Consider the following 14,065-nt stretch of genomic DNA (forward strand, 5'->3'; position numbering starts at 1 on the left):
ATGGTTAAAACCGATTTGGTATTTTTGTGGCAAACCTGTTTTTAATCCCGTATGAAACGCCAAACAGTCCGGCACTGATGATCAGCAAGATTAAAGCGGCCCCATAGCCTTGCATAAGTTCCGAATGATCGGCATATTCCGAGGCCATATAATAGATATAAAACGGCAGGGCCTCAAAGCTTGAAAAGATTGATTTTGGGACTCCCGCCGTTGCAACGGCCCCGGTGAGCATTATGACGGCCGTATCTTCCGCGCACCGTCCAATGGCAAGAACAATCCCGCTGATAATCCCGGACATGGATGAAGGCAAAAGTACCAGAAAAATATTTTCAAGTTTGGTTGCCCCAAGACAGGGTGCTGTCAGCCTTACCTGCAAAGGAAGACTTTCAAGGGACATCTGGGTTGTCCTGATGATATAGGGCAAAACAAGGAATGACAGTGATAATGAAGCTATCAAAAGGCAGGGAAAAATCTGCTCACTGAAAAAATGATGCAAAAATATAGTGATGGAAAACCCGAACAGCCCCACGACAATGGACGGTATTCCGGCAAGAATATCAAACAGCAGGCTGAAAAACCATTTTACTCGAAACGGTGCATATTCCGCCAGAAATATACCCGAGGCAAGCCCTAGGGGAAGGGCAAACCCCATGGATAGGACAACCAGAGACACGGTTCCGGCCATTGCCGGAAAAAGTCCGCCAAACACCTGGCGTTTAAGCAGCAGTGCATCAAAGGGACGGGTATCGGCAAAAATCAGTTCCAGGCTGACTGCCTTATATCCTTTTACGACAAGAAATCCGATGACCATAAAAACCGCCGTGACCAGCAAAAAGGTGCAGATCCACGAAAAAATTTTAAGCATCTTGTCCCAGCAGTTGTTTGCCATTATCCAGGTTTCCGGTCTAAGCTGCGTGCAAGGATAATACCGCAGCTTGTCATCAAATAAAGAGTGATCCCGCAGATAAAAAGAATTTTAAATTCAATACTGTCAAAATCAGCGGCAATGATCAAAGCAATGTGTGCGGTAAGGGTTCTGGCCGAATCCAGCACAGAGGACGGCAGAGCAACACAATTGCCGCTGATCATCAATGCGATGAGCGTATCTCCCATGGCCCTGCCAAATGCCAGTATAATCCCGGTCAATATGCCGCGCCAGGCATTGGGCAGGATCACATACCATAATTTTTGAACCATATTTCCACCCAGGGCATCCACTGCATTTAAATAACTTTGAGGAACCCGGGCAAAACTTTGAGAAAAAAGCAGGATCATTGTGGGTGCAATCAAAAGTGCCAGCATCAAGGAAGCCGACAGAATGCACATCCCGGAGCCGTAGACAAACCATTCGCGTATAATGGGGACCAGCAAAAACACCCCAACAAATCCATAGACGACTGTTGGAATAGCTGTCATGAGCTGAACGATTTTCTTTAACAGCCTGCCCGGTCCGTCCGGCCTTACAAGTTCAATAAAGATGGAGCATCCAAGGCTTAGCGGGAAACTGATCAACAAACTTACAAGGGAAATATAAAGGGTCCCTACAATCATGGGCAGAATACCGAACTGCCCGTGGTCCGGTGACCAGGGCGCTGTAAGAACATCAAAAAAAACAGCGCTCTTTAACACCGGCAGGCTCAACACGATCATAAAACCCAGTACGGCAAGGGTTACGGCAGCACTAAAAACAGATGCCCCTGAAAATACAAACCCGGCTATGGTGTCTTTACACCGCATCAGTTAACAGGAATAAATCCTTTTTCCACAACAATTTTGCGTCCTTCCGAGCTTAACAGATATTCCATAAACTTTTCAGCAAGGCCTGATGGTTCGCCTTTTGTGTTGCTGTAAAGCCCTCTTGCAACCTTGTATTCCCCGGATTTAACCGTATCCAGTGTTGGTTTCACACCGTCCAGTGTTACAGGTGCAACGGTTTTATCAATATACCCGACAGAAACATACCCAATGGCATAAGGATCATTGGTAACAGCAGATTTCATGGCACCGTTTGAGGTAACAAAATTGGCCTTGTCAGATATATCCCCTTTGTTCAAAGCTTTTTTCCAGAACACCGACCGGGTGCCGCTGGACTTGTCCCGTGTATAGATATTGATTGGTCTGTCATCACCGCCAAGAGCTTTCCAGGTGGCGATTTTCCCGGAAAAAATATCCTGCAATTGTTTGCCGGACAGAGCCTTAACCGGGTTTTTGGGATTCACCACTGTGGCAACCCCGTCAACCGCCCATTTGACCATGCCAAGCCCGTATTTTTCAATCTCTGCATCGCTTGCCCGTCTGCCGGAATTTCCTATATCAACCAGCCCTTCTCCCACCTGTTTGATCCCGGCCCCGGAACCACCACCTGCAATGGTGATCTGTAAATCCGGGTTAATGGTCATGATACGTTTGGCCGCCTCCTTCATGACCGGAATATGTGCGGTTCCCCCGGAAATCCGCAACACCTGCTTTTCTTCTGATTTAAAATCATCAAGAGCTGCTGCAAAACAAAAGCCTGCCTGAAAAACAATCATTGCCAGGATCAAACTCCATTTAATCGTGCGGTATCCTTTTTTCATTTTTTTCTCCTTTATTCAACACTTGATCATAAAATATCGTCATCCAATCCAAAGGGCTATTCAGTATCCACATCTAAAAAACAAATCAAATTGATTATTGTGATACAAATCAGGCAAACATATCAGATATATCTATACACCCCCACAAAAAAAACACTTGCCGGGTACCTGCAGTCTTCCAGAAACTCCCTGGCTGAAAAATTTGTCTATACTATACCTGGTATTCTTGCAAATTTTTAAATACCGAACTTAACACGGTCATATTATTGTCTGGATTAATTATTAGCCTGGATTACAGTTCCAAAATAACTCAACCTAAATTGAATTATCCAATTAAATAATTGGTATTGTTATTTGTTTAAAATATTAAAGATACAGTTTGAATTATTGAATATTGGAAGAGTCAACCTTAATGCAAGTATGTTTGACTTTTGGAATTCGAAAAAACTTCTATGTTGTGGTTTGAATGATTTCAAATTTTCAAATAAAGTGTGGACTGACAAAGATAGTCTGGGGGTGTTCATTCTGTTAAGAAAAAAGAACCTGTAGGTAAATATTCTTCTATCCAATTTACCTCGGTATGGTCAAACAAAACTTTAGATATTTGATCAATATTAAAATGGCGCCATGGGATTCTCCAAATTTTCGTCCCGGGAATTCGGAGAATCCGATGAATTATTATTTTACCGCAATAAGTTCAACCGTGAAAATCAATGTAGAATATGGTTCAATCATCCCCCCACTTCCGGTTGGACCATAGGCAAGTTCAGATGGAATATACAGCTCATATTTTGAACCCTCAGCCATAAGTTGAAGCGCTTCTGTCCAGCCTTTAATGACGCCATTCAATGGAAAAGTTGTTGTTTTTCCGCGTTTGTACGAGCTGTCAAAGATTTTACCTTCAAGTGTCTTACCTTCATAATGCGTTTCAACGGTATCTGTGGCGGCGGGTTTTTTTCCGCTTCCTTTAGTGATAACTTTATACTGAAGCCCGCTTTCAGTTGTTTTAACCCCCTCTTTTTTACCGTTTTCTTTCAGAAATTTTTCTCCGGCTTCAATGTTTTTTTTCCCGGCTTCCATCTGCTCTGCCTGCTTTTTGTCCTGCATGGCTCTTTGAAAATTTTGCATAATGTGCTGCATTTCACCAACAGGCATCTGGGGTTGTTCTCCTTTGAAAGCCGCAATAAATGAATCCACAAAAATCTCAGGATTTATTTCAAAGCCCTGTCTTTTAAAGTCACCACCGATACTTTGCCCAAGAACATAACTAACCTTATCTAAATCAACTTTCATTTTAATTCCTTATATACAAATATTTGATGAAAAGTTTATTAATATACACAAAAACCAATCAGATTGCATTATGCTAAAATTATTTTTCGACATAATTTCAAGAATGAATATACTTGGTAACCTGAAGATGTTCTGGCCGGCAATTTCACAGGCCCGGGCCATGCCTTTGATGGCATGGTTGTTGGCTTCAGTGCCACCGGATGTGAAAAAATTTCATCTGCCCGGCAGTTCAAAAAAGCGGCCACCTGCCTGCGCGCTGCTTCTACGGCTTTTTTGGCTTGGATGCCGTACCAGTGCGAGCTGGACGGGTTCCCGAATTCAGTTTCAATAAATGGCCGCATGGCGTCAATGCCCCTGGGATCATTGGGCGTCGTGCCGTTATAGTCAAGATAAACCGGATGTGTCATGGATGCGTCCCCTCTGATGGTTTGTCGATTATTATTGCGGCATTTTCCAGATCATCTAAAAAAGAGCAAAGATCCAGGCCGTATTTTGCTGCAAAAGTGTCAAGGGACTCGAACAGTGCATTGCAGCATATGCACTCCCCGGTTTTTTCTTCCCATAGCTTGAATACGGCTTGGGTCGATTTGAAAGTTGAAACAATATCCAGCACGATCATATTCTCCCGGATCAGGGTTGAATTGGGATGGGGGCAGTCGCTCATCTTTTCTCCTTCGATAGTCTGGGATAAGGCCTTTGGAATCTGGTCCAGAAAATAGACGGGCGGGGTCAACTGCCGGGGGGCCTTTGGACAACTCCAGGTCAAAAGATGCCTCCATCTCTTCCCTGGAAAGGTCCATGCCGTTGAATTCCATCACAACCTGGTCTTCACATAATACGCTGATTTTAAATTTTGAATTCATTTTTTTAACCTCTAATTTTAACCCCCTCATCCAGTATCCTTCCCAGGAACTGCCGGAGCCGTTCATGAGCCGGCCGGGCAAAAAAATCCCGGGTATTATTTTTTTCTACAATCCGGCCCTTGTCCATAAACACAATCTCATCGGCAGCCCTGCGGGCAAAGCCCATCTCATGGGTAACCACCACCATGGTCATACCGGACCGGGTGAGGCCGGCCATGACATCAAGCACCTCTTTGATCATCTCCGGGTCCAGGGCTGATGTGGGCTCGTCAAAGAGCATGACCTGGGGTTCCATGGCTAAGGCTCGGGCGATTGCTGCCCGCTGCTGCTGTCCGCCTGAGAGAGTGGCCGGATATTTGTTGGCCTGGTCCGCAATCCCCACCTGCTCCAGAATAGCCATTGCCTTTTTCCGGGCCTCGGTGCCTGTCATCTTTCTTACCTTAACCGGGGCAAGGATGAGATTGTCCAACACGGTTTTGTGGGGATAAAGTTCAAAATGCTGAAACACCATGCCTATGCGGGCTCTCAGATCATAGATATCCGTGTGCCCGCCCTGGACAGAAAAATTGTCCACAAAAATTTCGCCGGACTGGAACCGTTCCAGGCCATTGATGCACCGGAGCAGTGTGGATTTCCCCGATCCGGAAGGGCCGCATACCACCATGGTTTTGCCCTTTTCAACATGAAGGGAAACATCTGACAGGGCCAGATGATTGCCATAGCTAAGTCCCAGATTTTTGATTTCAATCACTGCGTATCCTTTACCCTGGGTTGGCTTTCCAGATAATAGCCCAGAAAAGTTCCCAAGGCACATAAAATAAAATAAACACACGCTGCAAACAAATAGAGTTCCACAGACCTTGCCTCCCTGGCATCCACAAGGTTGACCCGGCGCAAGAAGTCCCGAAGCCCAATGACATAGGCCAGGGAAGTGTCCTGGAACACCACAACACAATGGGTAACCAGGGCCGGCACCATTTTTTTCAAGGCCTGGGGCAGTACCACATGAAGGGTTATCTGTAGGGGCCTAAGCCCCGTGGCAAGCCCTGCTCTTTTCTGCCCCACAGGGACCGACTGGATGCCTGATCGGACAATTTCTGCAAAATAAGCTGCCTCGTAAAGGATAAACGAAAGAACCACCGCAGGCAGTTGACCCATGGACTTGCCAAGGAAGACCGGGACCAGGAAATAGATCCAGAAAATTACCAGAATCAGGGGAATTCCCCGGAAAAAATGAACATAAAGGCTGGCCGGATAGTAAATCAACCGGATGGAAGAAAGCCTGCCAAGCCCCAGAAAAATTCCCCAGGCAAGGCCGCCTGTAACGGCCATTACCGCTATCTCAAAAGTCAGCCACAATCCGCCGGCCATATAGTTCAGGTTGTCGGAAATAACGGAAAAATCCATAGACTTAGGAATTATCCTCTCCGCCGAATCAGGCCGGGAACGGCCAATTGCTTTTCCACCCGCCACATGCCCAGAGCCACAGCCTGAGCAATGGCCAAGTAGCAGAGGCTGGCGGCTGTTGTGGTTTCAAGGCCGTGCCAGGTAAAAGAGTCAATGACATAGGCCGTATGGGTAATTTCCATAACACCAATGGTCATGGTCAGGGCGGAGTTTTTAAAACAGGTGAGAAACTCTGTCGTAAAAGCCGGTATGATGATCCTGAACGCATAGGGCAGGATCACATATCTATATACCTGGCCCGGCCGCAACCCCGTTGCATATGCGGCCCGATATTGGTCTTCGGGGATGGCCAGAAGTCCGGCCCTGAACTGCTCAGCCACCCTTGATGCCGTATACATGCCAAGCCCCACTGCCCCGCATAAGAAGGCATAATCCGGAACCGTGTCATAGACCCAGGCCTGGACGGTCCGGGGCAAAAGCAGAGGAGCGGCAAAGTACCAAAAAAACAGCTGGACCAGGAAAGGAATATTCCTGAATATCAGGACATAGCCAAGGGCTAAGACACGGGCTGTCTTGCTGGGATAAACCCGGCAGGCGGCTATGCAGATGCCAAGGATCAAAGCCAGACACCATGCGACCAGAGAAAGTCCGAGAGTGGTCAAGATTCCCTTGATCATCATAGCGCCATATGGCTGGCACCACAGAACAGACCAGTCAAAAGTATAATTCAGCAAAACATATCTTTGAGCCTAAAGTGGCTATTCAGGATAGCTTAAGGATTTAAGCAGCACCTTGTATTCGTCGGTCATGGGCAAAGGAACCACTCCGTCTGGACCGAACCATTTGGTATACAGCGCCTCAAATCGACCATCCTTTAGCATGTGGATAAAGGCTTTGTTGACAAAGTCACGCCATTCCCCCTGATTTTCCGGCAGGATGATGCCGTAGGGTTCATAGGTCAGGTACTTGCCAACGATCTTCCAGTCTTCTGGTTTTTTGGCTTTGGCCCGCATCCCGGCCAGTTGACTGGCATCAGTAAAATAGGCATCAATCTTTCCCTGCTGGAGAGCAAGAAATCCCTTGTTATGCTCTTCAAACAGAATTTTTTGGCAGGCCGGCTTTATCTGCCCCTGGGCAATGGCACGGTCCATCCCTTTGATATTAGCTGTTGACCCGGACCCCATGCCTACCCTTTTGCCTCCGATATCGGCAAAGGAGGAAACAGGGCTGTCCCTGGGTACCAGAAGCCGGGTTCCCGTCAGGAAATAAGGCAGACTGAAATCTACAACATCTTCCCGGGCCAGGGTAATGGTAGTAGAGCCGATGCCCATTGCCACCATGCCGTTGGCCACCATTGTGATCCGGGTTTTCGGATTCATGGGATGCTTAACAAGTTTGATGGGTTTGTTAAATTTCTTCTCAAGTTCCCTGACCACTTCGGCTCCCATATCAAGACCAAAACCAACCCAGGCACCGCCCTTATCCATAAAACCAAAGGGAACCGATCCTTCCCGGAACCCCATGTGAACTTCACCGGAATCCTTGATGGTTTCAAGCAGGTTTTTGTTTCCGGCAGTTGCACTGTCAGGGATAATAGTAATTCCCAATATGAGTGTCAGACACCAAAGAACTGCAACAACACTATTCAACATTTTTCTCATGTTTTCTCCTATTTATATCAGTTATAAATCGATACAAAAAAAGGACAAACTCTTGGGCTAAGGCGCAGTATCAAATCAAAATGTTCCATCGGCTCAATTTGCTTATAAACGGTTTGGTCACAGCCCACTATTTCCAAATTTCAGACAGCAGCTACAGAATTTTCTTGCGGGCTATTTATTGATGATATTGCGCCTAAGAGCTTTCTAATTAAGATTCGTATTCCTTTTTTGTCAAAAATCAGAATTTATATGGCATAGAGAATAAGAATTATCCAATTGATAATTATGATGAACGTTTGTAAGATTATTGAATTCTCCTATGTAGGCAAGGCATCTGATCAGTTGTTTATCAGCACTTCCATACTAAAAATTGTTTTATCAACACTGGTGAGTTGGAAGCGATAGAGTGGGAATAGGAATTAAAAAAATCATCGTCAAATACTTTTAGTCAGGGCTGGTTCGGACAAAACAGCACTAATTCATCAATAATTATTATGTTGTGAAAAACAAATAAGTGATATTCTTTTGAATGGTTTTATAAAGAAAGTTGTGTTGACCATAATTTTTGATAACAATATTCATGGATTTTTCATAGGATAAAAGTGCCTCATCCCATGCACCAGATTGATAGTATAGTATGCCAAGGTTATTAAGGAGTTTGGCGACAAGGCATTCCTTTTTTAATTCCATGGCTAATGAAAGAGCCTGCTTGCAATTATGAAACGCTGAATCGAAATCACCATTATTCCCGGCAACCATACCTGAACGACTTAAGGTGCCGATCAATTTAAGCATTAATTTCAGTTTTTGTTTAGGCAATCCATAATTATTTGATTTTTTGTTAAAGGACATTGACGACCTCCTCTGACCATTTTTTAATTACCAGAACTTCAGGGGTACCATCAATTAGGAGTAAACTTCTATTACATCTAAAATACCACAAAAATAGGTATATGTCGATTCCTTATAACAAGGGCTTCATGGTGATCGCATATAAGTTTGGCATGGATTTTGAGAATGGATATGGATTTTGATATTTGTAAATTCATTTGAGTGTAACCTAAATGCGTAGAAGTTTAAAAAACAGGGCGTGTCCCACCTTTTACATAAGGGGATTATTGGGTTCGACAAAGCAGGCTCAAAATTAAAGACATAAGCAACTTTTATGAAAATTTGATCGTTTTTTCAACTGACTGAAGAAGATAAAAGGTACAGATATCGGTTCTGAGTTGCCTCGATATCTTTAATATTTTTCACTGAGGACTATGTCAAAAACAAAGTTGCCTCAATGCTGAATTTCAAAACCCCGGACTATTATTAAATAGTCTGGGATTTTAAAAACTGGAAACAAGTCCCGCATTTTTCGGTTGGTGGGGATTTTATCCATCAAACAGATAATCAACCTGTTAATAGAAAAAAAATTAGTGATTGATTACAGTTGTGACTAATTATACCTGCATTAACTACTTGAGAGCCTTAAGTATAAAAGATATCAAAAGAATACATCAATGGATCTTTCATATCCAAATAAAATAGATCTTTCTTGATATAGATCAATGCAAGACCAGTTAAAAAATGATAGTGTTTGATTATAATAATAAAAAAGATGCATTTATCTCCGGTTGATTTAAACATTACTATTGAGTGCTTTTATTATATTATGTTTTCCGCGTGAACTGAGAATGTTTTTACCAAGGGCTTAGACCCTTAAAAAAAAAGGTGCATAAGATGACTATCCCAGGCAAACTATTAACAACAGCAATGGCGGTCATGCCGCATACAGATATAAATCAGGCTCTTAAAACTGCTTTAAGCCTTGATATTCCATTCTGGCCACAGTTACCGAATTACAGTTACTATGAAGATATGTATGTGCAGGCAGCAGAACATTTTCCGGGAATACTGCTTGATATGGAAAACAAAACGTTACGGTTCTCCATGGATAAATTCATAGATGAATTTGAAGAGACCATGTCCCACTTTGAAGACCTTGAATATTTTGATGTCAGCCCTGCTTATTCTTCAGTGTATCACAAATTTTTAAACGTTGATCTCGTGGATAGGCCCGCGATCAGAGGGCAACTTGAAGGCCCTGTCAGTTTCGGCTTTAATGTTCTGGATCAGGATGACCGCCCGATATTGTTTGACGATAATATCAGGCCTTTCATGTTTGAAATCATGGCAAAACGGATTAATATCCAGCTAAAAAAACTGAAAGAAAAAAACAGCAATGCTTTTATGTTTATTGACGAACCCGGCATGCAATTCATCTTTTCAGCAATGTCCGGATATGGAGAACAAAAAGCCAAACAGGATTTAGATCTGTTTTTTTCCACAATTGATGGTCCACGGGGAATACATCTTTGCGGTAATCCGGACTGGGATTTCCTTTTAGGCCTTGATATGGATGTGTTGTCATTTGATGTTTATACCAATGCCCAGGTATTGGCATCCTGCCATCGTTCCATAAAAAGTTTTTTGGACAGGGACGGAATATTGGTCTGGGGGATAGTTCCAACCGGTATTGAAACCTTTGAAAAAGAAAATCTCGACCTGCTTGCATTTAAATTAAATACTATCTGGAATACGTTATCTAACAAAGGAGTGCCGCTGGATCAAATTTTGAATCAAAGCCTGATATCACCTGCTACCTGTTGCCTGGTCAACCAGGATAAGGAAAAAACAGTTGAAAAAGCATTCCAATTAACAAAAAGACTCTCTGAAAATTTAAGAGAACACCACAAATTAATATAAAAGGAAGTCTTCATATATGGACCAGAATGGAATCGAAAATATTAAAAAAAGAATGGCAGAACTTGAAATTTTGATTAACAAAACCAAAAACAGACTGCCTGCTCATTCAACCAAGCCTCCTGTCATGATGGATCTGCTTGAGTATGAAGATGAATATGATATGTTGTTTAAAAAGCTGAATGAATTGAAATCCGATCAATAAACATAAAAAATGACTCAAAATTATCCTTAGTATGTAAGAAAATTAAATTTTCTTGTTATTTCGATAGAGGGGTTGACAGACCCAGCCTTGTTCGGTTATTCGTCCCTTCAATAAAAACGACTGATATTGAAAGTTTAAATATAAGGTAAATTATGTTTGCTAAAACTGCTGATGAACTCAGGGAAATGATACGGCTAAACCCAGGTGCCTCCCCTTCCACCTTCCTTATGGACGATTCCTTTGCAGCCTGGTGCTATGACAATAGAGACCCTTTATGGCTCAAAGCTGCATTCAACCGGGATGCAGACCTGAATGACTGCCGCAATTGGGGTATTTCCGCCTCTGAGTGGAAGACCAACGTGGAGATGGCAGGCCTGGCCCTGGCGGGAAAATAATAAAAAAAAGGGCAAGAATAATTATCCCTGCTCATACGATTCAACCTGATAGAAGCCCATTATGAATCTTTGATTCAGGAGTGGAGCATTCACCTTCCTGTGTATCATAAGCTTGGTATTGCATTAATGAATAAACTTAAAAATAAATATATTCAGCAATGTTTTTTTCTGATATAAAAAGCATCCGAGTATTTCACAGCAAATTAATAGGAAATAAAAAATGAAAATATGTTTTCCGGTTGAATCAGATAAAGGATTAGAGAGTGAAGTTTTCGGCCATTTTGGTTCGGCTCCACTCTTTGTTGTTTTTGACACAAAAGCACAATCAACAGACACAATTAGCAATCAAGACTTAGGTCATGTACATGGCATGTGTAACCCTCTAAAAGCTTTAGATGGAAAAATGGTTGATATTATTATTGTTGGCGGTATTGGTGCCGGTGCTATCAACAAATTAAATAAAATGGGGATCAAAGTTTATAAAGCTTTAAAAGGCACGGTTCAAGACAATATCAAATTGTTTGAAAGTAACACAATGCCTGAAATGACTTTAGAACAAACCTGTGGAGGTCATACGGGTGGATGTGGACACCTATAAAAATATCTGATTTTCCACAGGCACTCAAAAACCCTGACCAAAGAGATATTTCTTTTTCTTGCAACCCACCCATTAGATATGGTAATTTTACCGTTTTTTTTGGAGCGGTAAAATGGTTCATCTGACAAACATCTCAAAACAGCACGGATCTCAGATTCTTTTTAAAAATGCCAGCCTGCAAATCTTAACCGGTACACGGACAGGACTTGTGGGTGCAAATGGCACAGGCAAGACAACAATCTTCCATCTGATCACGGGAGAAGAAGAAGCAGATGATGGAGAGATCTCCTGTTCAAAAAAAATAAAAATCGGTTACTTTTCCCAGAATGTGGGGGAGATGTCCGGCGGCTCAGCCCTCTGTGAAGTAATGTCTGCGGCGTCCGACGTGGTGATGCTGGGTGAAAATATGAAAAAGATGGAAGCCGCCATGGCAGAACCCATGGATGAAAGCGCCATGGAAGTCCTGCTTGAAAACTACGGAGATGCTGCCGAGGAGTTTGAAAACCGCGGCGGATATGATCTTGAAACCCGTGCCCAGACCGTTCTAACAGGCTTGGGAATAGGACCTGACGACTATAATCTTCCTGTGGAATCCTTTAGTGGCGGATGGAAGATGCGCATTGCCCTGGCAAAGATCCTGATCATCAGCCCGGATGTCCTGCTTCTGGATGAGCCCACCAACCATCTGGACATGGAGTCCATCATCTGGCTGGAGAACTGGCTGATAAATGATTTTAAGGGCGCCCTTCTGATGACATGCCATGACCATGATTTCATGAACAAGGTTGTGTCCCGGACTGTTGAAGTGGCAAACCACACCACCACCACCTATGGCGGAAACTATGATTTTTATATTCGGGAACGGGAAATCAGGTTAAAGCAACTTGTGGCAAGCCACAGGCGCCAGCAGGAGATGCTTGCCAAGGAAGAAAACTTCATCGCCCGTTTCAAGGCCAGAGTATCCCATGCTGCCCAGGTACAATCGCGTATCAAAAAACTGGAAAAAATAGAACGAATTCAACTGCCGGAACAACAGAGGGTCATTAAATTTGAATTTTCAGAGCCGCCACGTTCAGGTGATGACGTTGTACTTCTGGATAAGCTTGCAAAAACATGGGAAACCCCGGACAGAAAACCCAAAACCGTATTCAGTGATATTTCCGGGCTGATCAGCAGGCAGGATAAAATTGCCGTGGTCGGAGTCAACGGTGCTGGCAAATCCACATTCCTGAAGGTTCTGGCAGGAAAAACAAATCCGACACAAGGCATCGCAAGAGTCGGAGCAAGTGTCAATATCGGTTATTTCAGCCAGCACTCCATGGATATTCTCGATTCAAAGAGAACCGTTTTTGAAACTGTTCAAAATGCCCTGCCCCGTGCTGGAATGGGTGTGATAAGAAACCTGTGCGCCGCATTTCTCTTCTCGGGTGATGACGTGGAAAAACGGATAGACCAACTATCAGGCGGAGAAAAAAGCCGGGTGGTTCTGGCAACTCTCCTGGGACAGCCGATAAATTTTTTAATTCTTGACGAACCCACCAACCACCTGGATATCCAGTCCAGACAGATACTGCTCCATGCCCTGAAAAAATTTACCGGAACCCTTGTTCTGGTAAGCCACGACCGGCATTTCCTCCGCTGTCTTGTGAATCGGGTTTTCGAGATCGACCGGGGAAAAATGACTGTATACAAAGGTGATTATGAATACTATCTTTCAAAGACCGGACGGGATCACAGACAAATATAATCATCCTTCTTTGTAATTTCATTTTTTTTAAAAAGGTGCATTAATGGTTAAGTTAAATATTGTGTTATTAGAGCCGGAAATACCTCAGAATACCGGAAATATCGGCAGAACCTGTAATGCCATGGGTGCAGTTCTGCATCTGATAGAGCCTTTGGGATTCTCCATAGAGGATAAATATTTAAAACGTGCCGGGCTTGATTACTGGAAAGAGCTTAATGTTAAATATTATAAAAACTATGCGGATTTCCTTGCAAAAAACCCAAAGGGACAGAAAGTATTTATCTCGGCAAAAGCCAATAAAAGATGCGATCAGTTCTGTTATGAAGCTGAAGTCTACCTTATTTTCGGCAAGGAATCAGTGGGTCTGCCGGTCGAAATGCTGCTTGGAAATCAAGATTTCTGCGTACGAATACCAATGTTTGCTAACACCAGATCCTTAAATCTGGCCAACACCGTTGCGATCATAAGTTATGAGGTAATGCGGCAACACTCTTTCGCCGGGCTTAAGACCGAGGGCGGCTTACACCATTCTCACGGAAAAGTTCGGAAAAGCATTTTATGACCATTCC

General features: G+C 43.4%; 17 protein-coding genes. 6 read left to right on the forward strand and 11 right to left on the reverse strand.

Annotated elements, in window-relative coordinates:
• Positions 1-4: 4 nt before the first annotated feature.
• The 11 genes from pstA to BLT94_RS07540 all read right to left on the reverse strand — a co-directional run bounded on the left by pstA (position 5) and on the right by BLT94_RS07540 (position 8,652).
• A complete protein-coding gene (gene pstA, locus BLT94_RS07490; RefSeq protein ID WP_092232284.1) occupies positions 5-889 on the reverse strand; it encodes a phosphate ABC transporter permease PstA in 885 nt (294 codons plus the stop codon).
• Positions 889-1,737: a PstC family ABC transporter permease gene (locus BLT94_RS07495; RefSeq protein WP_092232286.1), complete on the reverse strand. Its 849-nt coding sequence runs from the start codon at positions 1,735-1,737 to the stop codon at positions 889-891. Before BLT94_RS07495 ends, pstA begins: the two co-directional genes overlap by 1 nt.
• Complete coding sequence (locus BLT94_RS07500; RefSeq protein ID WP_092232288.1) at positions 1,737-2,576, reverse strand: phosphate ABC transporter substrate-binding protein; 840 nt, start codon at positions 2,574-2,576, stop codon at positions 1,737-1,739. Before BLT94_RS07500 ends, BLT94_RS07495 begins: the two co-directional genes overlap by 1 nt.
• Positions 2,577-3,254: 678 nt before the next feature.
• The gene (locus tag BLT94_RS07505; RefSeq protein ID WP_014956549.1) at positions 3,255-3,869 is read right to left on the reverse strand and encodes an FKBP-type peptidyl-prolyl cis-trans isomerase N-terminal domain-containing protein; all 615 of its coding nucleotides are present in this window, start codon (positions 3,867-3,869) and stop codon (positions 3,255-3,257) included.
• Between the two features lie 68 nt (positions 3,870-3,937).
• Complete coding sequence (locus tag BLT94_RS07510; RefSeq protein ID WP_245743023.1) at positions 3,938-4,276, reverse strand: aminotransferase class V-fold PLP-dependent enzyme; 339 nt, start codon at positions 4,274-4,276, stop codon at positions 3,938-3,940.
• On the reverse strand, positions 4,273-4,635 hold the full coding sequence (locus tag BLT94_RS07515) for a hypothetical protein (protein WP_245743025.1): 363 nt from the start codon (positions 4,633-4,635) through the stop codon (positions 4,273-4,275). The genes BLT94_RS07510 and BLT94_RS07515 overlap by 4 nt, the downstream gene beginning before the upstream one ends.
• A gap of 101 nt (positions 4,636-4,736) precedes the next feature.
• Positions 4,737-5,483 (reverse strand): amino acid ABC transporter ATP-binding protein, encoded by a 747-nt coding sequence (locus BLT94_RS07520; protein ID WP_092232290.1) that lies wholly within the window; start codon positions 5,481-5,483, stop codon positions 4,737-4,739.
• Positions 5,480-6,139, reverse strand: coding sequence for an amino acid ABC transporter permease (locus BLT94_RS07525; protein WP_092232292.1), 660 nt, complete (start codon positions 6,137-6,139; stop codon positions 5,480-5,482). The genes BLT94_RS07520 and BLT94_RS07525 overlap by 4 nt, the downstream gene beginning before the upstream one ends.
• An 11-nt stretch (positions 6,140-6,150) precedes the next feature.
• Positions 6,151-6,873 (reverse strand): amino acid ABC transporter permease, encoded by a 723-nt coding sequence (locus tag BLT94_RS07530; RefSeq protein ID WP_092232294.1) that lies wholly within the window; start codon positions 6,871-6,873, stop codon positions 6,151-6,153.
• A gap of 24 nt (positions 6,874-6,897) precedes the next feature.
• Complete coding sequence (locus tag BLT94_RS07535) at positions 6,898-7,800, reverse strand: transporter substrate-binding domain-containing protein (RefSeq protein WP_092232296.1); 903 nt, start codon at positions 7,798-7,800, stop codon at positions 6,898-6,900.
• A gap of 492 nt (positions 7,801-8,292) precedes the next feature.
• Positions 8,293-8,652, reverse strand: coding sequence for a tetratricopeptide repeat protein (locus tag BLT94_RS07540; protein ID WP_014956545.1), 360 nt, complete (start codon positions 8,650-8,652; stop codon positions 8,293-8,295).
• A gap of 876 nt (positions 8,653-9,528) precedes the next feature.
• Between BLT94_RS07540 and BLT94_RS07545 the strand changes: the two genes are divergently transcribed.
• The 6 genes from BLT94_RS07545 to BLT94_RS07570 all read left to right on the forward strand — a co-directional run bounded on the left by BLT94_RS07545 (position 9,529) and on the right by BLT94_RS07570 (position 14,058).
• Positions 9,529-10,554 (forward strand): uroporphyrinogen decarboxylase/cobalamine-independent methonine synthase family protein, encoded by a 1,026-nt coding sequence (locus BLT94_RS07545; RefSeq protein ID WP_092232297.1) that lies wholly within the window; start codon positions 9,529-9,531, stop codon positions 10,552-10,554.
• Between the two features lie 16 nt (positions 10,555-10,570).
• Positions 10,571-10,756, forward strand: a complete 186-nt coding sequence (locus BLT94_RS07550) for a hypothetical protein (protein ID WP_041279302.1) — start codon at positions 10,571-10,573, stop codon at positions 10,754-10,756.
• A 152-nt stretch (positions 10,757-10,908) separates the two neighbouring features.
• Positions 10,909-11,151, forward strand: coding sequence for a hypothetical protein (locus BLT94_RS07555; protein ID WP_014956543.1), 243 nt, complete (start codon positions 10,909-10,911; stop codon positions 11,149-11,151).
• Positions 11,152-11,371: 220 nt separating this feature from the next.
• On the forward strand, positions 11,372-11,749 hold the full coding sequence (locus BLT94_RS07560) for a NifB/NifX family molybdenum-iron cluster-binding protein (protein WP_014956542.1): 378 nt from the start codon (positions 11,372-11,374) through the stop codon (positions 11,747-11,749).
• 112 nt (positions 11,750-11,861) lie between these two features.
• Positions 11,862-13,496, forward strand: coding sequence for an ABC-F family ATP-binding cassette domain-containing protein (locus BLT94_RS07565; protein ID WP_092232299.1), 1,635 nt, complete (start codon positions 11,862-11,864; stop codon positions 13,494-13,496).
• A 43-nt stretch (positions 13,497-13,539) separates the two neighbouring features.
• The gene (locus BLT94_RS07570) at positions 13,540-14,058 is read left to right on the forward strand and encodes a tRNA (cytidine(34)-2'-O)-methyltransferase (RefSeq protein ID WP_092232300.1); all 519 of its coding nucleotides are present in this window, start codon (positions 13,540-13,542) and stop codon (positions 14,056-14,058) included.
• The last annotated feature ends 7 nt before the right edge of the window (positions 14,059-14,065 follow it).

This window comes from Desulfobacula phenolica (assembly GCF_900105645.1).
GTDB classification, from domain to species: domain Bacteria; phylum Desulfobacterota; class Desulfobacteria; order Desulfobacterales; family Desulfobacteraceae; genus Desulfobacula; species Desulfobacula toluolica.

What these genes read in the sequence shown, in the direction of transcription:
- pstA (WP_092232284.1), bottom strand. Translation starts at nt 889, where the DNA reads ATGGCAAACAACTGCTGGGACAAGATGCTTAAAATTTTTTCGTGGATC.
- BLT94_RS07495 (WP_092232286.1), bottom strand. Translation starts at nt 1,737, where the DNA reads ATGCGGTGTAAAGACACCATAGCCGGGTTTGTATTTTCAGGGGCATCT.
- BLT94_RS07500 (WP_092232288.1), bottom strand. Translation starts at nt 2,576, where the DNA reads ATGAAAAAAGGATACCGCACGATTAAATGGAGTTTGATCCTGGCAATG.
- BLT94_RS07505 (WP_014956549.1), bottom strand. Translation starts at nt 3,869, where the DNA reads ATGAAAGTTGATTTAGATAAGGTTAGTTATGTTCTTGGGCAAAGTATC.
- BLT94_RS07510 (WP_245743023.1), bottom strand. Translation starts at nt 4,276, where the DNA reads ATGACACATCCGGTTTATCTTGACTATAACGGCACGACGCCCAATGAT.
- BLT94_RS07525 (WP_092232292.1), bottom strand. Translation starts at nt 6,139, where the DNA reads ATGGATTTTTCCGTTATTTCCGACAACCTGAACTATATGGCCGGCGGA.
- BLT94_RS07535 (WP_092232296.1), bottom strand. Translation starts at nt 7,800, where the DNA reads ATGAGAAAAATGTTGAATAGTGTTGTTGCAGTTCTTTGGTGTCTGACA.
- BLT94_RS07540 (WP_014956545.1), bottom strand. Translation starts at nt 8,652, where the DNA reads ATGTCCTTTAACAAAAAATCAAATAATTATGGATTGCCTAAACAAAAA.
- BLT94_RS07545 (WP_092232297.1), top strand. Translation starts at nt 9,529, where the DNA reads ATGACTATCCCAGGCAAACTATTAACAACAGCAATGGCGGTCATGCCG.
- BLT94_RS07550 (WP_041279302.1), top strand. Translation starts at nt 10,571, where the DNA reads ATGGACCAGAATGGAATCGAAAATATTAAAAAAAGAATGGCAGAACTT.
- BLT94_RS07555 (WP_014956543.1), top strand. Translation starts at nt 10,909, where the DNA reads ATGTTTGCTAAAACTGCTGATGAACTCAGGGAAATGATACGGCTAAAC.
- BLT94_RS07560 (WP_014956542.1), top strand. Translation starts at nt 11,372, where the DNA reads ATGAAAATATGTTTTCCGGTTGAATCAGATAAAGGATTAGAGAGTGAA.
- BLT94_RS07565 (WP_092232299.1), top strand. Translation starts at nt 11,862, where the DNA reads ATGGTTCATCTGACAAACATCTCAAAACAGCACGGATCTCAGATTCTT.
- BLT94_RS07570 (WP_092232300.1), top strand. Translation starts at nt 13,540, where the DNA reads ATGGTTAAGTTAAATATTGTGTTATTAGAGCCGGAAATACCTCAGAAT.